This is a genomic window from Parapedobacter soli (assembly GCF_025460835.1).
Taxonomy (GTDB): Bacteria; Bacteroidota; Bacteroidia; order Sphingobacteriales; family Sphingobacteriaceae; genus Parapedobacter; species Parapedobacter soli.
In genome coordinates this window covers 17,102-43,407 of sequence record NZ_JAMXAY010000029.1, presented here as the reverse complement: position 1 = coordinate 43,407, position 26,306 = coordinate 17,102, and the positions used below count along the sequence as shown (strand labels likewise).

Here is a 26,306-nt window from a genome sequence, read left to right as displayed (position 1 = left end):
GTTCGACAGTTGTTCGAGTGGTCTTCGACTGCGCTTCGACAATCCTTCAGGAATCCTTCGAGAATCCTTCGAGACTGCTTCGGGAACGGTTCGGCTGCCCTTCGGCAAGCAGCCGAAGAATAGCCGAAGGCCAATCGAACATCCCGCAGACATGGGCATAGCCAGATCCAGCCTATTAGCGAACCATTTTGCTTGAATAATTCATGAATTAGAAGCCATTCTGCAGTTCCAAAGATTTGGAAGACCTGCTTTTCAATACAAACTGTGCTGATATCGCACAATGGTTACCGGTCCGGCCAATCCGGATGGTTGCACGGTCCAATCTGACGCATCAAACGGTTCATAATCTATACTTACGAAGTTGATTTCATGGTAGCGCCGCCATTCTTCATGCCGCCTATCTTTTCCGCGAATACGGTTGGCCATGAGATTGGCCACTTCAATACGAATTGTGTTTTTACCTGCCTTTAGCAAGTGACCAACTTCCAATCGGAAGGGTACACTCCAAGCGATGCCTGCATCAACCCCATTGACGTATACATGCGCGCTTTCGTAAAGGTTATCCAGTTCCAATACATAGACAGCATCTCCTGCCACCGCGGCCACATCAAATGTGCTTTCATAAGCCGCTATTCCACTAAATAGATGATACGTAGTATCGCTTAACGTTGTCCACAATGCCAACGTATCCATCGCGACGGCTTTGGGTAGTGTAGGGCCACCGGATTCGAAGTGGAGTTCCCATCCCCTATCTATGGTTATTACCTCTGCTTGTTTGCCAAGGTAACGCCACGCAGGTACCGATTTCAATTCATTGCCGCCAAACTTCACCAGCAGGGCCTCGCCCGGCTGGAGCTGCACCCGTATACCGTACATGCCATTCCTCTCCACGCATGTTACCTTGCCAAACCCGCCTGTTTGCGGATCCAGCAACAACGCCTCTCCCCCTGCTGCAGCCTGGAAAGGCACCCACTCATCGATGGATTGAGCACCGTGGTTGACCGTAAAATAATAGGTACCGTTTGGGGTGCTGCGGCGGATAAATGGCAACCCATGCCGAACCATCTGCTCGCCTTGGATCCCCTGTAACTGTAATGCATGGATGATATCGGCATCAAATACCAGTTTGGCTTGTTGCCGCAATAAGTTCTGCAACTCCTTGAAACGGTCAGACCTAGCGGCATAATCGCCGAAACCCGGAACATCTTCGGGCATGGCTTGCAACACTACCGTTGCCCCTTGCCGAACTAAATGGAGTACTTTTTCCAATGTGCCTACCGGCATGCGCCGCGTCACGGGTATAACCAAAGCTTTATACGGTGTATTGCTATCGGCAGTATGGATAAGTCCTTCGCGCACCGAAACCCGCGACAGGAGATCATCCGAGATAAAATCTACAGCATAACCATGTTCCATCAGGCGCTTCGCCTCTTTGTAAAAAGGAGTCGGGTGCAGCCATTGATCGATATTATGTACAGTAAACTGCTTGAGCCTCCCATCCGGGTCATCCCAGTTATCATAAACCGGCCAGTATAGCAACAACTCACTATCGGGCTTGCCGGCTTGCAACACCGCCTGTACCCGCGCGATGTACTGATTGAGGCCATTCAGATGAGGCCACCAGCTGTTCGCGGGCACAAAATTGACCGATGCATAAAAGAGCCATCCTGGCCACGTAACCTCCTCGGGTGAATAGGTGATACCGTGGTAGAACACATGGTTCACGCCCGCAAGGAATGCTTGTTCTACTTCGGGTTTGCACTGTGATAAGGCCGTTTTAAAGTGTTCGGTAAGCCAGGTGAATGTTTCTGAAGACACCAGCGGTTTGCCGGTAACTGCTGCAGCAGACGACGCAAATTTGAGCATGATGGGATCCGGATCGACGTTGCGGATATCTGCGCTGTCGCGCCTTAAACCTGGTATAGGGAAAAAGCTGGACCCAAATGTCTCCACTTCGGGGATGTCCACCGTAGCATACAAATCAATCAAGTTACCGGGCGAGCCGTGGGCCTGGTTTTTCGTGATGCCATCCCGATGATGTGCCCAAGCCGTCCAAGGCTGTGTGAACTTCTCCAACAACAATTCCGACAGTGTCTGTCGGTAATCCGATTTGATGCGGCCTATAAGATCCGTACTGTCGGTTGAAAGCAACTCGCGCACATGCAGGCGTAGGTCATATCCGCGCCGCCGTTGGAATGCGTCATACAGACCGTCGGTCCAGTCGGCCCCGTATACCTCATAGCTGTCGTTGTAGAACGCACGTACACCCAGCGGCTTGTCTCCGAATGCGTTGTCAAAACGGGCTAAATAATGATGGAGGGCCTTATCGGAAAAGTGATTGAGCGTAAACCCCTCGCCACCCGGTGCCGCACGTTTAACCTTTTGGTCTGTCTTACCAACGAAAACGGCATAGAGCTCCCATTGACCGGGACCGGCCGTCCAGTCCAAGGTGCCGTCATCGGCAACCCGGTCGGTAAGCAGCATCGGGTCGGCCGTGCCATTATATGCAGTAAGCGACTGCAGTACGGCAGATCGGTGTTTGGGGTCTGCGGGCACGATGGTATCCGTAATCGCCCGCCCGCCCTGCACATGGAATACCCGGAATAATACACGGGTCGCGGCATCATCCACGCTCACTTGCGGCCCGCCAAACGGCCACCCCGTACCAGTGGTCAAATCAATGCCCATGCCTAGGCGATTAGCCTCGTCGGTCGTATAACGCAGCATATCCACCCACCGCGGGGAGAGGAATGGAATGTAACTGTTTTCATACCCCATTGCTCCGTAAATCGGAGCGATCTCCAAACCACCGAACCCTGCATCGGCGTAAGTTTGCATCAGTTGCGAAACGTTATGTTCATCCACAGCACTCCCCATCCACCACCAGCGCGCCCAGGGTTTAGCAGTATTCGACACGTCGGGCCAAGGCGTATGGTGCTGGCCCCGAGTTGCAAGTATTGTGCAAAAACAATATCCCAACAACAGGAAATAACGGAGTGCTTTCATCTCAAGTATGATATGTTTGTAATTCCCCATCAGGCTATTGTCTTATTAGGGCATTTTCTTAAAACCTTCGGCGCTTATCACCCATGTGCCATCTTTCGGAAAGCCTGGCGTTTCCCCTTCGCTACCATCCCAACCGCCTGCCATCATGGCCACGGTAGCCAGCACACCACCATTTCCGGGGAGATAGATGCGTAGCCGTCCATCCTGGTAATTATGGCCATTTTTCAGGTATGTGTTTGTCTGCACATCCATAAACAAGGCGTCAAGGGCCCGCTCGGGCCGTCCCAGCCGAGCTGCATTCATCGCTGTCATGGGGAAGTCCCAACCCCACGTCTCATCCCAAAACCACGTTTCCCACACCTTATCCAGCGTATTGGCCATCACCTGCTTGTCGAGCTTCGGCGACTCCGGCACCATACCCAACGCCCCCAACACGGAGGGGTGGTCGGTACGCCACCGGTCATTCGTATACGAGTCGGGCGCACTTTCGGTGGCTAGGTATACGCCATCAAGCTGCGGCAATGCGGCCAGCTTATCGATGACCTCGTCCCACCGTGCCTCCCGCTCCATCCCGGCACGCTCGCGCCATTGTTGGGCGATACGCAAGGCCCAATCCCAATAGGCCACTTCGTAGGTGGGGTTGAAGGTTTCGCTGTTAGGGAAAACCTCTTGGGAAGGGATAACGCCCTTTCCCAGGTTGTATCGGTCGTTTGCGGCATCGTACGTGGGAAAATCGGCCATGAACTCCGCCGTGGCGAACACGAGGTCCTTGTATTTTTGGATGATGGCCGGATCCTGTTTATCGCGGTAAGCCAATTCGGCAAGGTAGATGAAATGGGGCTGCTGCCAGATGAGGAAAGCGGCCACTGACGAGGGTGACTCCTGCCCTTCGTTGTCGACCATCTTAGGCCATCGGATCCCTTCGTAACCCTGGCGTTCGGCGAGGGCGCGCCCTTTATCCGCGATATCGGCGTACCACGAAAGGCTCTTTTCCATCAGGTCTACGCGGTCCCACAACGCGAAGTGTACCGCGTGCCACCAATGCATCTCAAGATGCGGCTTACCGTACCAGCTATTGAAGGTGAGGCCGGTTTCCTGCGGCGGTTCGTTACCCGCGCATTGTACCTTGGTGAGGTACTGCGAAAGCACCACCCGGCGCTCCAGTTCGTTGGCCCTCGGGTCGGTACTGCCAGCAAAGTCGATGGCGGCACCGCGCGACCAGAACGCTTCCCAGCCGTCGCTGCTGCTCGTTGCTACAGCATCGAAGCCGGGCAACGTCGCGGGGTCTCCGGCCTCGGGGCTGAACAGCACGGTGAGTTCAAACTCATCCCGATCTGTGTCCGGGCTCACTTGATAATAATGGGCAGTGTCGGTGGCGGCAAGGGTGGCCCCTTCGGTCCACCGCAGCAAGGTGTAATAAGTAATGCTATCCATCTTATGCACCAATGCGCTGGCAGTTTGCTCCTGTGTTACATCGCTATCCACAATTGCCGTTTGATGCCGATCATGATGGGCATAAAAGTTAGCTTCATCCAAAAACTGCGCCGTAGGATACGGATAGCGTATCCGGATTTTCAATCGCCCTGCTTTGATAAGCGGCGAAGTGGTCTGCACCGCTATCGCGTCAGTCTCTTGGTGGCCCACGGTCGTTACCTCCACGGGCTCACCGAACGCCTTGAATCGGCTGTGCACTTCACCGGTCCAGAGATTGAGTGTCTGCTGGATTTCGGTGATATCGTCGGGAGTCATCAATTGGCCCTCCAGCCCGTAAATATCAAACCCTACGTTACCGAGTTGCAACCGGTGCGGGTTTTCCCGGAACCAGTTGGACGCCTCGCGCTGCCGGCCTTCTTTATGTTGCACGCTATAAGTGGCTTCATGGCCGTCGTTATTGAAATCGTAGGTACGCAACGTTTCTTCAAATCGATAACCTATGGTATCGGTGAACCGGTCCCAACCCCATTCGGATTGCGTGCCGAGCGACACACCCTTGGCATACCGATCCGGGAAAGTCTGCAGTCCGGTAACATCAACAGTGAATGCAAATGCGCCATTGCCTACGGTCAACGATGTCAGCGAATCGACGGCCGTGTTGACCACATTGTGCCGGGATACAACCGCATGGCGGTCGATAGCCACTTGATTGCTGCCGCAACCTATTGCAGCGGTGATTAAAAATAAAGCTCCGTATTTGAAAAAAGTGTTCATCTGAGTTGTAAAAACGGGTTACTTAATTTGTTTTCAACGTGATGCCCATCAAGCCGACAACGACCTCGTTGGCCAATGCCCGAAGGGTCAACGATTTTAATTCTTTCGACGGATCCAGCGGCATATCCAACAAGGTCGCAGCACCACCATCCACAGCCCGGTCTGTAAAACCTTTGATAGCCGTATAACGGGGCGCTTCGCGGTGCACTTCACCCGTCTTCAGGTGGATACGGTAGGGATGCGGTTGGCCGGTAACGAATGCGTAGCCATCCCGGTAATAATCCTGTTCAATGGGCCACCAATTACCTGGATTGCGTAATGGCAATCGTGCCTCGGAGCCATCTTTATAAGTTACGATCACTTCCGCATTATCGAACTGGCTTTGCATCGGATTGGTCGAACCCGCCATCACCAGGTAGGCATGGCTTGCCGTACCCGAAAGCGGGACAGTTGCTGCTTCGGGATAATTGTCCCACATCGAAACGAACAGGATATTCGATTTATCCACCTTGCCCGGCGTCCGGAATGGAATACCCTGGGGCAATTGGAAAAGACCATCGCTCCCCGCCTCGCGCCGCAATCCGCTGTCATCGATATTCGCCTCGGTTAACGGATAGCACCAATTACCGATGCCTTGCCAAGGTAGTTGCAAGGCGGGCGACGTCGGTCGGGGCGATAAGTAGCGCTGTTCGAATATGGCATCTACGTGTGCGTTAAAGGCGCTTGCCATATCCACTGCGGTATAGCTGCCCCGATGCCTTACCCCGTCGTTCCACGTAACCAGCTCATCGGTCAATACGGTCTTGCCCCGTTCGTCGGTAATCTCGATCCGATTGGTTCCGAATACTGCTTTTGCTTCGGGCAGTTCCATTTCCCGATAACCACCGGTGTCCAACGTGAGCGACTGAACCGCTTCCGAATCGTTATAACGGATACCTATCGATATGGCTGGCCCATGGTTCCGCAGTGCAAACCTAAGCCGGCCTTCATCGTGGTCAGCGAGCCGCTGCATTTCAATGCGACGGACCTGGACCACGTTTATGGCTTGCCACCAGACCTGTTGCCCTTGCTGTAATTGCACAAAGCATGTTTTGGGACCGATTTCGGGGCGAAAGTGCACTTGCCAATCGCTGTCCCTTTGGGAGGTCCGTTGGATGACATCCTGCGGATCGTGCCACCCTACAATGCGGGCGTATTTTGGTGCCAGGAGCATCGGTGTGCCGGAGCATAACGTGTCGGGAACGGATAACACTTCCAACGGGTCTCCCGCCCAATGGAGTTCCACCGCGTAGCTTGCCGCCGGCGGCGCATCCACAATGACATGCGCCATCCCGAGGGCGGTATCCGGCCGCCATGATACGGGTTGTCCGTTCAACCGCACCACCCTTAAGTCGGTTGCCCGTGCCGGGATATCCAATACCAATCGCAGGGATGGCCACCCGTGCGGTACAATCTCATACCTTTCGTACCATCCATCACGTTGGTATGCAAAGCGGATGTCCGGCGACTCAAACGAAGCATGGTCCCAATCCTTGGGTAAGCCGGGCCGGATATGCAACTCGCCATCCAGTGCTTTCGGATGGATACCGAAAAGCCCTTCCACCACGGTACGCGCCGCAACCCCGATCGGGTCTGCAAAGTCGCGGTACAGTTCGCCCCGCCGCGCGTCGTAGAACGATAATTGCTGGAAATTCCCCGGGCTCGCCCCGAGGTACATGCTTTCAATCAAGCTGCTCCGCCACAGGTGGAAAGCCGTCTCAGGTCGCCCACCCTGCCAATAGGCCAGGGCGGTATTCAATGCTTCTGCCAGCGCCACGTTATTCACTGACCATGTATAAGGTTGCCAATTGGTGGTCGATACGGTATACAGTGTGGTGTCTTCGAGGCCATGGGCGCGTATCGGGATGTGAGGGATGTGGTTATCGATATAGCGAAGCGAGCGGTACGTCATAAATGGATTGGCCACACCGGCATCCAATGCATGGTAGATGGTCCACACTCCCGGATTTTCGTGCACCGATCGGTTGCCCAGTAAATCGCGGTATTCGGCATACCACCCCTTGTCTGCCATCCACAGCTGGCTGTTCATCGCCTGCTTGATCTTCGCTGCCTCGCGGAGGTACGGTGCACCATCCTCACCGAGCAAACGGGCCAGCTTGGCCGCCATCCGGTTTGCACGATAGTTGTAGGCCGAGGTATGGGTAACACCGCCACCCGAATATTGCAGGGCATCACTGGCCCAGATGGCGCAATAGGCATCATACAACCCATCCCCGTCGGTATCGAAATTACGTTTCTCCCACGCGAGGTGCCGTTTGATATAGGGCCACATCTCGCTGACAAAGGCTGTGTCGCCCGTCCAGTTGAAATGGGTGAGCATCTGATCGAAAAACACCAGGTTCATATCGTAATGGTGCGGACGGGTATTGTTATTCGGGTTGCGGGAAATGTAACCGCTCGAGAACATCGCCGTCCCCATTTCTTCGAGATGCCTCGCCAAATGCAACGCGGTGTCCATCACTACCGGCGCGGAGTCGGGCGACAACACCTGGGAGCGGCTGTAGCTCTCAAAATGACGGCGTGAACGGTTGCTCCACCCGAGCAGATCGCCCGCATAAGCACCCCGCCAGGCGTTCAAACGCATACGCCATGCCACGGCACCGTGGAGAAACGTCGGGTCTTCCCAGATGGCATCGGCAGCCACAGCGAGAGCGCCCCCCAGCGTATTGATATGGGCATCGGGCGTGTGGATGGTTATGCGCCCGGCCAATTTCTTGCGAGCCTCCTCGGCTTCCACGAATGCAACTTCCGGGTCGGCGTAACGGGCACTGCTATCAGCGGCAACCAAGAAATGGTAATCGGTAGCTTCTTCCGGCGTAAACGCCATGACGAGCACCGGTTGGCTTGATGCGTCAGACGCGCGCACGTTGGCCGGCGAGGCCAAGGCATTTGCGTCGCCCACCTGCGCTACGGCGGCGGCTGGGTAACTGCCCCACAATCGCCGCTGTCCATCCCGGCCATGCACGTAGTCAAGTCTGAACCTATGGCCTTCCAATACATATGTATTGTTATCGCAGTAATCGGCGTGCAGATAGAAACCCGATTCGGGATCGGCGCCGATATCTCCGCCCCGGCTGAACTTCTTGCCGTTCGCGCCCCCGAAAAGTGCTATCAGCTCTACACCTTGGGGCCATTCACCATCCACCTGCGCTTTCAATACCATCCCTTCGGCATCTGCCAGTGCCAACACTTGCAATTGGAGCGTCGCACGGCCCAGCAGCGCGTCCTTGATTTGATAAATCATGGTTCCGGGCCGATAGCGCGCTTCGATGTCATCGGCCTCGGTGAGCCATTTGCTTTCGTTTCCAGCGATGACACCCAACTGGAAGTTGCCGCCCACGCCGGGGAGGTATAGCGCAAACTCGGGCAGGTCGCCCGCTTCCACCCTAAATGCCGTATTGGTGCCGTACAGCGCCCGGTTGAACCGCCGGTCACCATCGTGAATCACAAAGTCACCGCCCTCCGGACGGTACCGCACTTGCCGCTCCACACCGTGCCACCAGGTGTTTTGGGCTATCCCATCGCTCACCGACACCAGCAGGCACAGCAGTAAACACCATCGCACCATGCGACTGTTCAGTCCTCCATGCATGACTATTTGAATTCCTCCGAATTGATCAACGCTTTTTCTTCGATGACGACGTTTGTCAGTATCATGTTCTGTACGTTGTTGGCCTTGATCGGCGTCTCCACACCATGCATCGTCACATTGACCATCCGGAAATCCCGTACGGGCGATTCCGCATATGTGTTGGCCAATACACCATACCGTCCGCCCCTTTCCACCACCATGTTTTCCACCCATACGTTGCGGATGGTAGGCATGAAATCACCCGGCTTTTCGTAAAACATATTGAACCGCACAGCGGCCTCCTTATAGGTACCTACCTTGGTATCTTTCATAAACACATTTTCGAGAATACCCCCACGACTGGAGCTCGTTTTGAGGCGCAATACCCGATCCAACACGGGGCTGTCCATCGTATTATTTATGGCAAAAACATTACGCACGCCACCGGAAACCTCGCTACCGAGCACTACCCCGCCGTGGCCTTCCTTCATCATACAATGTTCGATGATGATATTTTCGGAGGGCACGCCAATTCGCCGGCCATCGCCATCGCGCCCCGACTTAATGGCAATGCAGTCATCGCCCGTATCGAAATAACAATGGCTGATGAGCACATTCTTGCTCGACTCGGGGTTACACCCATCGTTGTTGGGCCCATGGGAAATCACCTTTACCCGCTCAACCGTCACGTTTTCGCACAAGACCGGATTGATGTTCCACATCGGCGAATTAATCACCTTTACATCCGAAATCAGTATATTCTTACTCTTATAAGGCTGGATAAAATTGGGTCGGAGGTAATACCCGTCGCCAAAAACCCGCGTTTCGGGGTCGGTCTGCAAGTCGTTGAGCACATGCAACGAATCGCGGGCCGCTTTTTGGTAACCGATGTGTTTACGCCCGCCATAGCGTTCGGCGCCGTTCCACCACCACCAATGGTCGTTATCGGCATTCCCATTTAGCGTACCATTGCCCGTTATCGCAATGTTCTCTTCTTCGTAAGCGTAGATGAAGGCCGAATAGTTGACCAGTTCCATGCCCTCCCACCGCGTAAACACCAGCGGATACTGCGTGGTATCGCGACTGAACAAAATCGTTGTACTATCCACAAGGTGGAGGTTCACGTTGCTTTTCAGGTAAATGGCACCCGTTACGAACGTGCCCAGCGGCACCACCACACGGCCTCCGCCGCTTTCGTGGCAAGCCTCGATAGCCGCTTTAAAAGCCTCGGTATTCAGGGTGGTGCCATCCCCTACCGCGCCGTAGTCGGTCACCAGAAAATCGCGGTCGGGAAACACCGGCGGGTTGATCAGTCCACGTACCCGTTCCAGCTCGGCAAGGGGCTCGTCAATCGTGGTCCATGGACGATAGCCGTCGTCGGCGGTGGCGTTCCCGTTGCCGGTTTGCCCCGAATGGCCCGGGGAACAGGCACCCAACACGGCACCCAGCAGCCCCAATCGGATGGTTTTTAAGAAAAATCGTGCATTCATCAGGTGTTATATTTTATGTTTTTTGATTTATAATTCAGCCATCGCTGGCATCGGTACTCCGCTTCGCAACAACCACAAGCAATGATACAATAAAAAAAAGTGAAAGTATCCTGCATCGTCCTGCGCGGAAAGGCACACAAAATATTTAATTAACTGAAAAACAAAACATTATAAGCAAAACACCTCTCCGTACCCAAAATACGCAATCGTTACCGGACGAGCTGTTTTGCACGGGTGCGTGACAAAACCTTCAGCACCGGATATATTGGAGACTTACATCTGCCGTCTAACTGCCTTCTAACGGCTGCGGTTGAGTGCGCTATATGCCTGCTTTCCGCTGGCAGTTTGCCAGCTGTTTTTAGCACCGAGGCCGCTGGAGGATAACAACCAAACCACTAGCAAACCCTTCCGTGATGCGACGCCTTACCGATCTCATTCGGCCCCCAATGTACGGGCAAGTACTTCCGGCCACTATTGTGGGTCCGTACTACTAAAACGCATAATGCGAGTCGCATGGTGTTCGATTTGAAAGTTAGTTCGATTGAACGATGTTCCACCCCAACCCGACTTCGAATGCATTCCCTGCATAACGGCTCAACGAAGAAGTTTCCATACTGTACATGCCAAGTACCTGCAACTTCCCGATACCGGCACCGAAACCCACCGTTGCATTCCGCGAGGTATGATACAATCCCAGCACCCGGAAATGCCCCGCAAAACGGAAGTCCATCCCGATATCGAAAACATCATCGGTGCTTCGTATTCCGCGGTAACAGACCTTGGGCGTTAGCGACATCGAGCCATCCCGGGCCCCGAGGGGAAGGGTGTAGCTCACAGCCGAAAAATAAAGCGGTCTATTGGCCAGCACCCGGTCATCATTGCGGATATTGCGGATCAGGTCGCCCATGGCAAACTCCGCCACCAACTGCCGGTACGTGTAGGCCAATCCGAATTTCGCATCGAATTCGGCACCCCGCTCATTGTAGGCCGCCAATACCGGGTCGTAGCCCGTGCCGTTTATGTCCGTCATATCCAGCCTGCTCCACAGCAGCGTGGCCGACAAGCCGAAATGCAGTCGCTGCCCATCGGCCGCCAGTGGCAGGTGGTAGGCGTACCCGAGTGCGCCAGCCGTGTGGCGCACGGACCCGACCGACGTATTATCCAACAGTAACCCGATTCCCGAACGGCCGAAACCGTGCTCGGCCGAAAAGGCTTGGTTGCGAGGCGCGCCGGGCATGCCGTTGGTGGTGGCCCGCACCCCCAGATTAAGGGTGGTGCCGCCATCCATCCCGGCGCGGGCCGGGTTAAATAAATAAGGGTTCTGGAAATACCCCGTGCCCATGGGCGACAGCTGCGCCTGTGCAGGGGCGGCGATGCCGCACCCCAACGCAAAGACCAATGCCGCAGCCGCCTGCCTTCCGAATTTTCTTATCGTCGTATTCATATCGATCTCTTATTTACCGGTTGTCATTAATGATGTTGATGTATCCTTTTTGCGGTTGCCGGCCATCGCCATATTCGATTACGTAGTAATACGTGCCATCAGCCAACGGCCTTCCTTGGTACGTGCCGTTCCAATTGTTCCGGTAGCCGGCGGCTTGGTACACCACCCGTCCAGAGATATCAAACACCTTCACCGAATTGTTGGCGTAATGCTCGATGTTCTTCACCACCCAGGTATCGTTGATCCCATCGCCGTTCGGCGTAATCACATTGGAAGCTTCCAGCGCTGCTGGCTCATACACTTCAATCGTGATGGACGCTTCGTCTTCGCAACCGGCGTCATTTACCGCTTTAACCGTAATCGTGGTGGTTTCGGTAACCTGTGCGATCAACACATCCGTCTCGAATGTCTGGTCATCCCACGTCCACGTTAGCGCTACCGGATGCCGTGCATTATTCCGCACTACAAAGCGAACGGATTCGCCTTTCTGCACCCGTTGCTTGTCAGCCAGTATACTGATATCCGGCTGGGCAGCCATTAGCAACGTAAACGTCTGCGCATAGGTGTCTTGCCCACCGTGCTCGCTGCCGCCGTCATCCACAGCGGTGACCGTTACCGATACCTCGTCATCGATACCCGCTTTGGGGGTGTATGTGAGGTAGGCCACGCCGTTTTCCGGCTGGCTGATCGACAGCGTATGGAACATCCGCGATGGATTGGCCTGAAGCGTTAATTCAACCGTTTGGTCCGCTTCCAAGCCCGGGTTGATTCCCGTGATCGGAATGATACGCTCCTCCGGACTGTAGCAGTGGACCTCCGACGCAATCTCGTCAAACGAAGGTGGTGTGTTTACAAAGTTGACCACCACCTGGAAAATCGCTTCCTCGGCTTCGCCCAAACTGTTGCTTACCCGAACCCCAACTTCCAGCACCCGGCCTTCTTCGTATTCGAAATCGTCTGCATCCTTAATGCGCAGTTCGCCCGTCTCGGCATCCAACTCAAACGCGTCAACGCCGTTCGCGTTCACGTCCGTGTTGGTGGAAATCCGCCAATTCGTCAACACCTCGCCCGGTGCATTGTCGGCGGTCAACTGAGCGATCAACGTGCCCGCTTCACTGTATTGGTTTACGGACAGTATTTCTTCGTTATTGATTACCGGCAAGGCGAGCTGTTCAGTTTCGAACGACCAGATTTCGCCAGCCTCCCAGATTTCGCCAACCAATGCGTCCACTTGCCAGTAATACGTGGTACCGTGGGCCAATGGCTCCGTAAGCGTAAACGATTGTAAATCGGTTTCCTCAACAACCGGTGCAAGGTCACCGATGGAGGTGCCCAAACGTAAGGTATACGCCGAAGCATGCCCTTCCCAAACAAATGTGGTACCACCCACCAGCACGTCCTGTGCCTCGTTTTCCGGACTGATGTTACGGACTTGCCGTACAACCGGTTGCGACTGGAACAAGTTCTGGATTTGCATGGGCGACAAGGCAAAATCGTAAAGCCGAACATCGTCCAAATCGTCGCGGAACGGCTTCTCTTCCACCGAGTTACCGACAATCAGTTCCAGATCAGGCTGTGCAATACCGTTAACAGTACCGTCATTCCCCTCTTTTACCAACTCACCGTCGATGTACAACTTGAGCTTCTCGGCGTCGCGGTCGCGCACCGCAACTACGTGCTTCCAGTCTCCGCTATAGAGATCCACATCGCCAACCGCAGCAAACACTTCGCTCTTTACCGCGTCATCATCCACCGCGAAAACAATGCGGTTGTTGTGATGCAGTTGGATGCCGTACCATTTGCCGACCCCGCCAAACGTACCTTTTGAGATGAGGTACGCATTCTGGTCCGACGACGTATACGTGTTTTCTGCAGCTCGCATCCACAGCGATATCGTGAAGGAGCGCTGGTCGAAAGCATTGTACTCGGTTGCAGGCACTACAATGCCGCCCGTGGGCGCCGTCGTAGTGTAATGGAGTGCACCGCCTTCCTTTCCATCGCCGATCCAAGGCGTCGGTCCGAAATCCCGTAGCGTACCGTGGTTCGCGTTCGGGCTGGAATCGGTTGCCATCGTGCCGGAGGTTTCATCCAGCTTATAATGGGCAACCGGTTGAGCTTCATCCAACGGCGGGTCAAACAGCTCCAGTATTTCATCTTCACTCAACGCATAGTTGTAGAGCCTTACATCGTCCAAGTCGTCGCGGAACGGCCGGTTCTCGCGCGAGTTACCGATGGTGAGGTCCATTTCTGGCATTGAAATGCCTTCCGTTGTCCCGTCTTCTGCTTCGGCTACCAACACACCGTCAACGTAAAGTTTCGTTTTTACCGCATCGCGGTCGCGCACGGCCACCACGTGTTTCCATTCCCCGCTGAATAAGCCGACATCATTTGCGTTCGCCGAGGCGTCCGTCTTCACCACGTTGTCATCGATGGAAAAGTTGATGTTGCCGTTGTGATGCAATTGAATGCCCCACCACTTGCCACCGTCCGCAGCGGCAAACACGCCCTTGTGGATCAAGTAGGCATTCTCAGCCGAGGTTGGTCCGTACGTATTTTCCGCGGCACGCATCCACAGCGATACCGTGAAGGAATGCTGGTCAAATGCGTTCTGCGCAGCGGCGGGGACCACAATGCCACCCGTAGGCTCAGTAGTGGTGTAATGGAGTGCTCCACCCCGCTTACCGCCACTGATCCAGGGGTCGTCGCCGAAATCCTGCAGCGTGCCGTGGTTGGCAAAGGGTGTGGCGTCGTGTGCCACTGTTCCCGACGTTTCATCCAACCGGTAATGAGCTACCAGCTCGCGGTCGGCCCACCCTTCAAATAGTGCACTTACTTCCTCGCCAGAAAGCGCGTAATTGTACAACCGCACGTCGTCCAAATCGTCGCGGTAAGGCTTTTCTTCCACCGAGTTGCCGATCAGCAGATCCAAGTCGCGCTGGGCAATACCACCCACGGTACCGTCACCGCCTTCCTTCACCAACTCGCCGTCGATATACAGTAAAAGTTTCTGCTCGTCGCGGTCCCGAACGGCCACCACGTGCTTCCATGTGCCGCTATATAAATCCACCTCTTCCACATCGGCAAACACTTCACTCTTCACCACGTTATCATCCACCGCAAAAACAATCCGGTTGTTGTGGTGCAACTGCACGCCGTACCATTTACCAACTCCGCCGAACGTTCCCTTCGAAATCAGGTAGGCGTTGTCGCTGGATGGCGTGTACGTGTTTTCCGCGGAACGCATCCACAACGAGATGGTGAACGAGTTATCGTCAAATGCAAACTGATCGGCTGCCGGCACTACAATGCCAGCGGTGGTCTCCCCCTCCTGGGTAGTGTACTTCAGGGCGCCCCCGCGATGGCCATCGGCAATCCAAGGGTTTTCTTCAAAGCCCTGCAACGTGCCGTGGTGGGCATACGGGCTGGCGTCGTGCGCCACGGTACCCGAGGTTTCGTCCAACCGGAAGTGGGCGACCAACTCGCCCGTTTCGGGAACGCCACTAATCGTCTGGAACGTCCATACATCGCCTTCTGCCACTTCATCGGCAGCCACCGCGTCCACCCGCCAATAGTAAGTCGACTCCGGCTGCAAGCCGTCAAACGTATAGGAAAATTGATCGGGTGCCAGTTCGGCTTGTTGTTGGAGCGCATTCTCATCGGTTCCTAAATACACGATGAATTTCTCGGCCAGCACGCCACCCGCCCAGGAAACCTCCACGTGGTCCGGTTCCTCCGTCCGCTGGCCGCTTTCGGGCATGGGCGTATTCACTTTTTGCAGCCCCACCCCGCGGGCGTATTCTTCTTGTACTTGTTGCAGGCTCAGCGCCTGGTTGAAAATCCGGAGTTCATCCAGTTGTCCGGTATAGGGCGCCGATGCATTCTGCGAATCCAGAAACTCATACTCACCGATGTTGCCGACAACTAGGTCGCTGTCTTCGCCGATGCTGGCTTGGGAATTGATGGCCGTCTGACCGACCGCCTCGCCGTTGCGGTATACGCGCAGTTCACCCGATTCGATGTCGCGGATGACCACTACGTGTACCCATTCGTCTACGAAAAATGGCTGGCCATCGATACTCACTTCGTCCTTTACAATGTCATCATCTATAGCAAACCGGAATTGGTTGTTCTTCAGTTCAATATTGACTCTTTTTCCGGTAGCGCCCGTTGCGGCATTCCGCGTAATGGAACCTTTGCAGAGGATGTACGCACTGCTGTTGTTGTCTGGTGGCAGGTTGGCACTTCCCCCTTTCAGCCAAAACGAGATGGAAAAAGACGATTGCCCCAAGTAGAGGTGATCGGCATGGGGAATGCTCATCGGGTAACTGCTATGATCCACGGTAGCCAAATCGATGGCCCCGCCCATCACACCCGGAACCCGCACCTGGCTCACATCGTCCGTACCCAACAGGCCATGGTTGGCAAAGGTCGACTGGTCTTGCAACTCGGCACCTTCTTCTTCATCAAACGACCAATACCCGATCAAGCCCGGCGCAATCTCCGGCGTCACGCGGAAGGACCATACGGCTCCGGTAGCCACGCCCTTGTCGTTACCTGCATCCACCCGCCAATAATAGGTCTGGCCGGCAGCCAAGCCCGTCAACACGTGCTCCAGCTCGTCCGAGCTGGCCACTTCGGCCACTTGGGTCAATGCGGCTTCTGTATTACCGAAATAGACGGTATACGTATCGGTATTGTCTGAGCCTTGCCAACGGAGTGCCGCCGTCCCTCCCTCTCCAAGCTGCACATAGCCGTACTCGTGGCCCGGGCTGGGCTGCGACGGTGCTTCCGGCGCGGTCGGAATGGGCGGGGTGGTTACCGATCGGAATACGTACGACGATTCCCCGTCATCGGTAACGATTTTGAGCCGATAATAATACGTCTCGTTGGGAAGCGTACCGTCAGCGTCCGCGTAAGTTTCGATACCTACAGACACCTGGGCTACTTCCGCATAAGTTTCGCCGTCTGGCGAGCGCTCGATGACGATGGAACCGGATTCGTTGCCGTTATCGCTCCACGTCAGCGTGATGGTGCTGCTTGCCGGTTCTTCCTCTGATTCAGCCGCCAACACGATCTGCGATGGCGGCCGGATAAAATCCGGAGCTTCGCCATCTACGAGGCTGTTGATGTACACTTCGATGTTCAGGTAATTCGGATCGATATCACTTTCAGCTAATGCATCCGCAGGGTCGTTTTTATCCAACCCGTTGGCGTCTTCCCACGCATCGGGAATCCCGTCGCCGTCGGTGTCCAGAGGCGCCGGGGCACCATCTACCACACCCACGCCGCCATTCGCAAACGGCAGGTCGCTTTCGCGGTATACATACGCCGCTTCCGTACCGATCGAACCTAACTCATCAATGAACAGTTGGTCCACCTCGTCCCTCCGTGGAAAATTGGCACCCACATTGGCCAATACCCAATCGTAGGCCTGCTCGGCCGTGAGAGCGTTTGCGGTATACGGGTAATCATAAGCCTGGCTTTGGAAATTACCGGGCTCGATACCGGGGTAGCCGGTTGGATCTTCCGGCACCAATGTACCGTTCAACACCCCGTCTTTGTTGCCGTCCCAATAGTTGCCTGAAGCATACACGTGGAACGTGGGGGTACCCCGCGAAAACGGGGTGGTTTTGCTAGGCGTATGCGGGCCTGCTATAAAATAATTATTAACAATGTTTACATGCGACGTGCTGGCCGACCCGCCCATGATGTACCCGTCGCCCGACACCGTGTGGTCGTATACGTTTCCGGCGTTTCCAAAATTGTACACCACGTTATTCACAAACTCGTTGATGCCCTTCACTTTGGGGTTACGGGTTTTGTTGCTGTGGTACAGGCTTTTTACGATACTCACTTTACCGCCTGGTTCCATCAGGCCACCCGCCGAGTGGTTGTGGCGATGCACGCCTTGCCCGATAATTGTATTCTGGATGGTGATGCTGTCTGGGTCTCTCCCCCGGTTATCCCAATTGATGGAAAACACCTCATCAATACCCCACGAAACCGACAGGTGATCGAAAATCATGTTGTGTCCGTTCGCAATGCTGAGGGCATCCTCGTTGCGGCCGGCACCATTGTCGACGCCGCAGCGGAACCGCATATAACGGGTGATGACGTGCTCTGCACCGCTGTACGAGATGCCCCGTCCGTAAACGACGATTCCATCTCCCGGCGCGGTTTGGCCGGCAATGGTGGTGTTGGATGAGATGACCAAGCGCGTCTGCAGCTTGATAACCCCTCCTACGGCAAACACCACAAAACGACCGGGTTGGCTTACGGCATCACGGAAGGACCCCGGACCACTGTCGTTGAGGTTGGTTACCACATACACCTGCGGATTGGCATGCCCGCGTGCACCCTGCGAAAAACGGCCGAAACCTTCCGCCCCAGGGAATGCGGGCGTTTGTGCGGCCCCACCCAACGGCAGGCCAAGCAGCAGCATCATCCACACGGCAAAGACGGCGCCGAGCGTACCATTCAATAGCTTCTTCATAGCGGATTGTTGATATAATTGGTAAAAAATCATCATGTTCTCTTTCTTCATTGGCTACAATGGATAATCTACAAACCAGTTCTCCGGGTTCATCAACTGGTCGTGTATCGCCTGTTGCATTCCCTCGTCGTACTTGGCACTCACCCGGTCGGCCAAGATCGTTGGGTCGTTCCACCGCCTCGCAATGCGGATCATCGCAAAATACGAACGGGCCTCGCCTGCGCTTTCCATGCAGGTTTCCTCCACAATCAGTTCGTCAATTGCCTTCTTGTAAGCGGCTACCTTTTCGGGCGTATCCAGGTCATTCTTAGAAAGGCCTTGCGGATATACCGGGCCTACGTCTACCCGCCGGCGGATGCCCCAGTTAGCTGCCAACCGGGCGTTCCACACTTCGTTGTTGAAGGGGTACTGCAAGTTTCCGGCGTTGCGCGATAAATAGAGGTTGATGCCGTCGTTGAGTAACGCCTCGGCTTCATCAAACAGTTCCAATTGGTTGAGGGCTTCCAAGATGAAGAAATGCAAGTCGGAGTCGCGGTACAACACAATGTGTACGTTATTCTTATGGATTTCGGATGCAGATTCGCGATCGCGCGAGAACTTGCGGATTACCCAATCGCCGTTCTGCAGGGCAAACGTATAGTTTTGCCCACGGTAGAAATCGCCAATGGTGTTTCCATCAAGGCGCACCTGCCGCCTGAACCGGTCCATGGCCACGTCAGTGGGCCGTAGGTAGTACACGGAAGGATACGTATTCGAGAAAAAACGGATCAATCGGTTCGTCTGGTTCCGCTCGAAATCAAAGGGGACAATGTTCATCAACACGCGGGTCATTGACACCGGGTTGCGTGTAAACGGCTCTATCCACTCGCCGTTGTAGAAATTGTTATCAATTAAGTAATTGGTAGTCGCAATCAAAGGCATCCCGATTTCGACTACCCGGCTGTACTGCCCGGTCCAGAGGTAGAGCTCCATGAGCAACGGCTCGGGCGATGGGCAGATCATGTTCCACACCAAGTCTTGCTCTTGAACGTTGACCCCGGGATACAAGATGTTACCCCAGTTCAGCACCGTTCGGCCGTGGATGCCATTGGTACCCGCTTCCATCAGTTGGATCAACCGCGGGAACAGCTCATCGATGGTGAGCACAGGTAACGACGCGAGTCCTTCCAATTCGATGTGGGGTTCATCGGTGTAGGCGGCTTCGCCGTACAGCTTCCCCAGCATGAGGTAAGCCCATACCTTGAACCGGATGGCTCCACTCACCAACGGGCCGATGTGCTCCGCTTCTACCGCGCGCGGGTAGTTGGTGCGGAACTCCAGTGCTTTGTGAATGTAATTATTCGCATTCAGGATCACCTCATAATACCCTTTGGGGTCTGCAAAGGCATTTCCTTCCAGCGACTGGTGGTTATAGATGTCCCACAGTTCTTGTGGGGCGTTGGCCGTAGGTTCCAGCAGATCGCCCCGCAGTTCGGATAAAAAGATAGCGTGGTCTGCCACCGCCTGCATCTTGGCGGCAATGCCCATGTAACCGGAGTAAAGTTCATTCCCTTCACCGATGTACGCTTCTTCCTTCAAGAGGTCATCTGATTCGACATCGAAAAACGTCGAACAGCTTGTCGAAAACAGGAGCAGCATGCATGGGATAATGATCTGTAATTTCATCGTTATTCGTTTTTTAGAATGTCAAATTAATCCCCGCCCTGAATGTTTGGGGTTGGGCCAAATTCCCGTAGTCGAGCCCCATATACATCGGGTTGCTTCCATAGGTGGTTTCGGGGTCGAAGCCCAGGTATTTGGTCCATGTAGCCAAGTTTTCACCCACCACATAGATTTCGGCACCATTGAGCACCTGTATCCGTGCATTTTCCACCCGATAACGCAGGGTTAAGTTCGCCAGCCGGAGAAATGAACCGTCTTCGATCCAGCGCGATGAAAACCGAGCATTCCCCATGGGGTCGCCGTATTCGGCACGTGGAATGTCGGTAACCTGTCCATCTGCCTTCCAACGGCGCAACACGGCGGTCGACTGGTTGGCATAGCTCTCCATCGATTCAGAATTCCGGCGCACACCATTGTAAATTTCGTTGCCGTAGCTGAAGTTGAAATGGCCGGTTAGTGATAGCTGCTTATAGCGCACATCGAAATAAGCGCCTCCGAAGAAATCTGGGGTGGGATCGCCGATAACCGTGCGGTCGGCCCTGTCGATCACACCATCGGCGTTACGATCGGTAAAGCGGATATCGCCGGCACTAAAAGGAAGCCCCTTGAAATCCACCAGACCGGCTGCCGCTGCGGCACTGGCCGATGGCATGACTTCGTTCGCCTCAAATCCGTAAAACGCATACGGTGCTTGGCCAACGGCCGAAATCATCGCAACCCCGTCGGCCAGTTCATGGATGCGCTGCTGATCGCCACCCAGACTTGCCACCTCGCTGTTGTAGGTCGAAAAGGTTCCACCGACGGTGAGAGCCACATCGCGCTTTTCGATCAATGCGGCCGACACGTCCACTTCAAACCCGCGGTTGCTGATCTCGCCACCGTTTACATACTGGAAGCCGAGACCGGCGACAGGCGATGCGCCACGGGCTTGGACGAGGTTCGTTGAACGGGTCTGGTAATAACCCAGCGACGCACGGATCCGCTTGTTGAGGACACCCAAGTCAATCGCAGCATCGAAATTCCGGTTGTCTTCCCAACGGAGGCTGTTATTCGGTATGTTTCCCACAATAATGCCCGAAAGCTGGCGGTACAGTTGGCTGGTGTAAGCGGGCTGGCTCAGCTTTGATGAGTACTGGCTGTTGCCGGTAAGCGCATAGCCTATCCGGATATCGAGTTGGTCTAACCACCGGTTGGCTTTCATCCCTTCGAGGTTGGCGAGTTGCCAGCGCACTTCGCCGCCGGGGAAGAACCCAAACCGATCGGCTGCCGCGCCGGTGGACGAAGCACCGTCTACCGAGAGGTAGGCTGAAAAGGAAAGCAGGTTGTGCCAGTGGTAACGCCCGTACGCATACGTGCTCATCCAGTTCCACGGTTCATTGAACCCCCAGAACGCTCGCCCATCCACACTCACGTGGCTCAGGGTGCGGTAAAAGTCGGAGCTGGTATTCCGCCCGCGGCCTGCATCAAACTCGTTGCGCACCACCATCAACTGATAGCCACCACCGGCTTCCACCCGGTTGGCACCCAATTGCTTTTCGTACTGCGCACTGAGGCGGTAGAACAGATTGGAAACCTGCCCCGAGCCGCTGCGTGAGGTGTTGAGCGCGATACCGTTTTCCAGCGGAACAATGGACCGGCTGGACAGGCCGGGGATGAACGTAGACTGCCGGGTGTAGTTGGTGTAAACACCGAACGTGGTGCCGAGGGTCCAATCGGCATTCGGCCGGTAATTCAATCCGGCATTCACAAACACATCATACACATCCGACCTGATCCGGGTGGTATGAAGTACGGCCAGCGGATTACTGATATTGAATTGCCGCACCACATCGTAAGTGGGCAGTTCGTTGTTGTATTCGTCTTTGGTATACGGACTCAGGATCGGCGCTTTGTTCAAGGCGGTCAGGATAGGGTTTGTTGCCTGCAGCATCCCCTGCTCGTGCAGGTTGCCGGTAAGGTACGACAAGCCGACCGTTCCGAGGAGATCTATTTTCCGGCCCAGGCCCACCGATGCGTTCAGCCGCGTGGAATAGCGTGTGAGTACGCTGTTGTCTAAGGTGCCGCCCTGGTTGGTTACACCCAGCGAAAGGTTATACTTGGCCACCGCATCACCGCCTTTCACCCGCAGGTGGTTGTCGGTTACGAAAGCGGGGCGGTAAATCATACCCTGCCAGTCGCTCTCGGCATTATACAAAAAGTTGTAGTAATAACCTGGATCATCGCGCAGAAAAGGGAAGAAATTGAGCAGGTCTGCCATGTCTTCAAACTGGGTTAAACCCACGTCGCCGATCAGGCTTTTAAAATCGTGTGTATTCAATACGGGCAGTGTTGCCCGGTTTTGCGCCACGCCGTAATGCCCGGAAAACTCGATCACCGTTTCCATATCTTCCGGTGCCGATGTTTCGATTAGCAACACGCCGTTAGACCCCAGCGAGCCATATAAAGCGGTTTCGGCCCCCTTGAGCAGGCGCACGTGGTGTATGTCACGGATGTGGAACGGGTTGAAAGGGTTGGCGGAGTAGCCCCCAATGATAGGCGATAAACCGGCATCCGGCATATAAGGTACGCCGTTTAGTACTACCAGCGGTGTATTCGTTCCTTCGAACGACCGTATGCCACGGAAGTGCATTGCTGCGCCGTCGCCGGGCATGCCGCCCTTGCGGATCACATTCAGCCCAGCAAACTGCCCCTGGATCGCTTGCTCAAGCGATACGGCCCCCAACCGGAAATCGCGTTGGTAAAGGGCGTCCCCGACGCGGTGTAGCGGGTGCTGGGCCGGCTCGCCATCGTAGTATTTCACGCGGCTATCCGGCACCAAGGTAACCACGATGTTGCGGCGCCCCAGTATAGGCAGCGTGGCACTGTAATACCCCGGCATCCAGAACATCACTTCCACTGCCTCGGCGGGCAGTGTCAGGCGGTACTTCCCGTTCCCATCGGTTTGGGCAACCTGGTCGGAACCCGGTATAGACACCACCACATCCGTGAGTGGTGCACCGTCAAAACCGCTCATCACCTGTCCGGTCAACACCACGCTGTCCTGCTGGGCATACGCCGGCATGGCAAGGGATCCTAACCCGCATAACGAGGCTACCCAGAAAAGGAGGCGGCGTCTTGTCTGCTTATTATTGAAAAAAGTGTTCACGATCATAGCTGTTAATAGTTATTTTGGGTAGGTACCAATGCCCAGTGGTAGGGTTCTATCATTTCGACAGTTCCACTACTCAATCCGGCAAATTCAACTTTTATCCTGAAACTCCGTATCGCATCGCCGTCGATGACAACCGGGCCAACCAGGCCACCCCATCCGTTGTAGCGCGTGCCGGATACGGTGTTGGTGGATCGGTCGTAGTTCCACGGCGTAGACGGAACCACATTGAGCGAGTTCCCGATTAATTTCCCATCCACATAAATGTTTACGAAAGGGTGCCCGCTCGAACGGAAACCCATATAGAGGTTGTATTCACCCGGAGGTACTTCCACCACGCGGTAACCGGTCGTCCCATCGGGATTATTTTCGAGCATAATGGGAGTGAAATCGATGCTCAGGGGTTTGCCGGGAATCAATGCACCCCGCACAATCAGCGTCCGATAGGTCCACGAGTCGATGCCGATGGACGGGAAACTGACGTTGTCCCGGTTCGTCGGGAGCACCTCGGTCACGTTATTCAAGGTAAACAGCTCCGCCTTTTCCTCGTCGGGCACGAACTCCCAGTAATGGAAGAGTTGCTTAATCATCTGGATATGCACGTTGTTCGGGATCTTGAGGTGGGTGACTTCATAGATCCTGCCATTGCTCATGCGGCGGAAATTGGGATCAACCTGCTGTACGTCGGTGCGCCACAGCTTTCCGAGCGCCGATACCAAATCCCGTTCGCTGCCGTAATAGTCCAATACGTAATCATAGAAGGACGCGTCACGTATCCACTGGTAGGCAATCAGGCTGTCTTCCGGAAGGAAGTCTTTGCCAAACTGTTCATAGAGCCGGCCCAGGTCTGCAAAACATTGCTCGATAACCGCATTGCTGGGCAAAAACATGGTCACTTGCGCGAATTCGGAACGGATGTTGGCCGCATCGAAAATCGGGTTACTGATCACGAACACCGAGTCATACAGCGTGTTGCCGGTGGGATCCACTCCAATCGGGATGCTGTTTTCCATATCGAAAATCGTATCGTTGAGCGCCAGCACCGAGTCGCGGATGATGGAATAATCTTCACCGAGGGCCAAGAGGTAGTCATAGATGCTCTCTTCGGGCAACATCAGCTCGTTTATTTCGTGCACTACGCCGTTCCGGCACAGCTGGTTGCCCTTGGTCACGTAGGAGTCGCCTACCTGGATTTCATCATCCGTTCGCGTTACCTGGATGTACTTGCCGTTGAGGGTCTGCAACCGCAGGCCCGACCGCAGCTTCGTATAATCAAAGCTCAGGTAGTTGATGTGATAGGCCATCACGTACTGTTCGTCAAAGCCCAGTGTGGCCAACCGATCCATCTGATCGTTTGCCACCACCCATATCGAGAGGTTCTGGTCGCGCGTCAATTCATCGGCAATTTCCAATTCTTCCAATTTTTCGACGAAACGGCTGTACTCGGGTACGGATTGGAGATACTCCAGCAAATTGAGCGGCGACACGATGCTGTCGGTATCGCCGTCACCTTTGAAGTGTTCATCCCATTTCTTCTGACATGCGAGAGTAGCCACTGCTAAGCAGGCCACCATCATGAATTTATACCATTTTTTCATAACTGAATATCCTATTGTATGGGTTCAAAACGGATGTAATCCAACGTAATCAAGCGCCCATCGAGCGAAATCACGCGCAGCGTATGGCTCGTCGTTTCGTCGAAGGTGACCATCCCGAGGGTCTCTTCCAACACGCGGTCTTCCCGGGTGTTGGATATGGTGTGCTGTGGGCGGAGCATCTGCCCATCGAGCGCAAAGGAGCAAAGACCGGTTGGATTGGCTTGCCGTGGGCTGGGCCATACCACTGTCAGCCGATACGTACCCGCCACAATCACGGGGCTCTCCATTTCTATCCAACCCGATTCGCCCAGTTCGATGCGCAGGTGGTCGTAATTGAGCACATCCGTATAATAGATACCGTCGTTCGACCGGTTGTTGCGGTAGGTCAGCACGTTTGCCTTATCCTCGGGCTGTGCAAACCAATGGTAGCTTTCCAACTCGCCGAGCTGGAAAGTACGGTTGTATTGTGCCCCCAGCGATGGGTTGCGGTACTGGTCTACGTTGGCCGCCAAGTCGGGGTAGTCGGTCAGTTCCCAAATCACTGTCGTTTGCGGCGGCGTGAATAGGGGGGTCCAGTTGTCCAACTCATGCACCACGCCGTTTTTACCCGGAATGTCGAATTCCACGAACCGGACTTCGCTGCCGGCCCCGGGGTCGTAGTTCACAATCAGTTCACCAAGTTCGTCCGTTATGCTGATCAGTTGATTGCGTGCATACGTATTGAGGTTTTTCACGCGTTCACCTTCGGGGAATGCCCCCAGTTCGGCAAACGAACGCCATTGATCCATGATGTGGTACGACACGTACTCGTGCAGCGGGTTGGCCGGATCGTCATACGGTCCGCTACCCGCCTGCAACTGCTCGGCCAGCTCGGCCAGGCTATGGATTTCGGCTTGCGCATAGACCTCGTCGGCCACGGCAAACACCGTATACCGGTACCGTACTTTGATGGGAAATCCACCGGGGCCAACCTCTTCGGTGACAACGGTGCGCAGCATGTCTTCATAGCCGGTGGCCACGACAGCTTCGTAGAAGATGCCATAGCGTTCTTCGAGCCGGTCGGCGATGGTTGCCGTAAGCGGAACGACCACATCTTCAATGGCGTGGATGATACCATTTGTTGCCCGGATATCAAATTGGAGAAACCGCGATTCACCATTCAGATAAAAGGCATCAAGCCCGCCATCCCGCACTTCGATAGACAGGTTATCATCCGTTTCATTACGGTCGTTGATGGCACCACTCTGGAATTGCCCCAGGTCTACCTCAACGCCGTGGATGAGGTGGTAGCGCACCAAGTAGGCGGCCTCATCTTTGGGAATATCGGTCACCGACCCGTAGCCGTGGGCTTGGAGGTAACGGTCTACGCCCTCATTGGATGGGGCAAAAAGGGTGTAAGTGGTATTGAGGTTCAGCGTGGCATACAGCCCGGCGCGTTCAAGCAGGGCCACCCACCGGCCGAACTGATCGCCGTTTTCCTTGAGGTACATCCCGATGGGCAGCTCCTCGAACGCCGTGAACGTTTCGTCTTCATACAAGTCTTTGCACGACTGGAAGCAAAAACACAGCGTCAGGAGCAGAAGACTGTATTGTTTTGCGGAGACTAATATATTCTTCTTCATAACG

10 protein-coding genes are annotated in these 26,306 nt (G+C 54.8%); all 10 read right to left on the bottom strand.

What is annotated here, in order from left to right; genetic code table 11:
- Nucleotides 1–252: 252 nt before the first annotated feature.
- On the bottom strand, nt 253–3,036 hold the full coding sequence (locus NGM62_RS13215; protein ID WP_262248610.1) for a glycosyl hydrolase: 2,784 nt from the start codon (nt 3,034–3,036) through the stop codon (nt 253–255).
- 15 nt (nt 3,037–3,051) lie between these two features.
- A complete protein-coding gene (locus tag NGM62_RS13210) occupies nt 3,052–5,214 on the bottom strand; it encodes a hypothetical protein (RefSeq protein ID WP_262248607.1) in 2,163 nt (720 codons plus the stop codon).
- 22 nt (nt 5,215–5,236) lie between these two features.
- Complete coding sequence (locus NGM62_RS13205; RefSeq protein WP_262248605.1) at nt 5,237–8,866, bottom strand: DUF4450 domain-containing protein; 3,630 nt, start codon at nt 8,864–8,866, stop codon at nt 5,237–5,239.
- 2 nt (nt 8,867–8,868) lie between these two features.
- The gene (locus tag NGM62_RS13200) at nt 8,869–10,335 is read right to left on the bottom strand and encodes a glycoside hydrolase family 28 protein (RefSeq protein WP_262248604.1); all 1,467 of its coding nucleotides are present in this window, start codon (nt 10,333–10,335) and stop codon (nt 8,869–8,871) included.
- 532 nt (nt 10,336–10,867) lie between these two features.
- The gene (locus tag NGM62_RS13195; protein WP_262248603.1) at nt 10,868–11,779 is read right to left on the bottom strand and encodes a PorP/SprF family type IX secretion system membrane protein; all 912 of its coding nucleotides are present in this window, start codon (nt 11,777–11,779) and stop codon (nt 10,868–10,870) included.
- A gap of 13 nt (nt 11,780–11,792) precedes the next feature.
- Entirely contained in the window at nt 11,793–18,323 is a 6,531-nt protein-coding gene (locus tag NGM62_RS13190) for a LamG-like jellyroll fold domain-containing protein (RefSeq protein WP_262248601.1), read from the bottom strand.
- 3 nt (nt 18,324–18,326) lie between these two features.
- A complete protein-coding gene (locus NGM62_RS13185) occupies nt 18,327–19,937 on the bottom strand; it encodes a RagB/SusD family protein (RefSeq protein WP_262248600.1) in 1,611 nt (536 codons plus the stop codon).
- A 13-nt stretch (nt 19,938–19,950) separates the two neighbouring features.
- The gene (locus NGM62_RS13180; protein ID WP_262248598.1) at nt 19,951–23,079 is read right to left on the bottom strand and encodes a SusC/RagA family TonB-linked outer membrane protein; all 3,129 of its coding nucleotides are present in this window, start codon (nt 23,077–23,079) and stop codon (nt 19,951–19,953) included.
- Between the two features lie 11 nt (nt 23,080–23,090).
- Nucleotides 23,091–24,680: a fasciclin domain-containing protein gene (locus NGM62_RS13175; protein WP_262248596.1), complete on the bottom strand. Its 1,590-nt coding sequence runs from the start codon at nt 24,678–24,680 to the stop codon at nt 23,091–23,093.
- An 11-nt stretch (nt 24,681–24,691) separates the two neighbouring features.
- Nucleotides 24,692–26,302, bottom strand: coding sequence for a fasciclin domain-containing protein (locus NGM62_RS13170; protein WP_262248594.1), 1,611 nt, complete (start codon nt 26,300–26,302; stop codon nt 24,692–24,694).
- Nucleotides 26,303–26,306 lie beyond the last annotated feature (4 nt).

Coding starts and splice junctions, on each gene's coding strand:
- NGM62_RS13215 (WP_262248610.1), bottom strand. CDS start 3,036: ATGGGGAATTACAAACATATCATACTTGAGATGAAAGCACTCCGTTAT.
- NGM62_RS13210 (WP_262248607.1), bottom strand. CDS start 5,214: ATGAACACTTTTTTCAAATACGGAGCTTTATTTTTAATCACCGCTGCA.
- NGM62_RS13205 (WP_262248605.1), bottom strand. CDS start 8,866: ATGCATGGAGGACTGAACAGTCGCATGGTGCGATGGTGTTTACTGCTG.
- NGM62_RS13200 (WP_262248604.1), bottom strand. CDS start 10,335: ATGAATGCACGATTTTTCTTAAAAACCATCCGATTGGGGCTGCTGGGT.
- NGM62_RS13195 (WP_262248603.1), bottom strand. CDS start 11,779: ATGAATACGACGATAAGAAAATTCGGAAGGCAGGCGGCTGCGGCATTG.
- NGM62_RS13190 (WP_262248601.1), bottom strand. CDS start 18,323: ATGAAGAAAGAGAACATGATGATTTTTTACCAATTATATCAACAATCC.
- NGM62_RS13185 (WP_262248600.1), bottom strand. CDS start 19,937: ATGAAATTACAGATCATTATCCCATGCATGCTGCTCCTGTTTTCGACA.
- NGM62_RS13175 (WP_262248596.1), bottom strand. CDS start 24,680: ATGAAAAAATGGTATAAATTCATGATGGTGGCCTGCTTAGCAGTGGCT.
- NGM62_RS13170 (WP_262248594.1), bottom strand. CDS start 26,302: ATGAAGAAGAATATATTAGTCTCCGCAAAACAATACAGTCTTCTGCTC.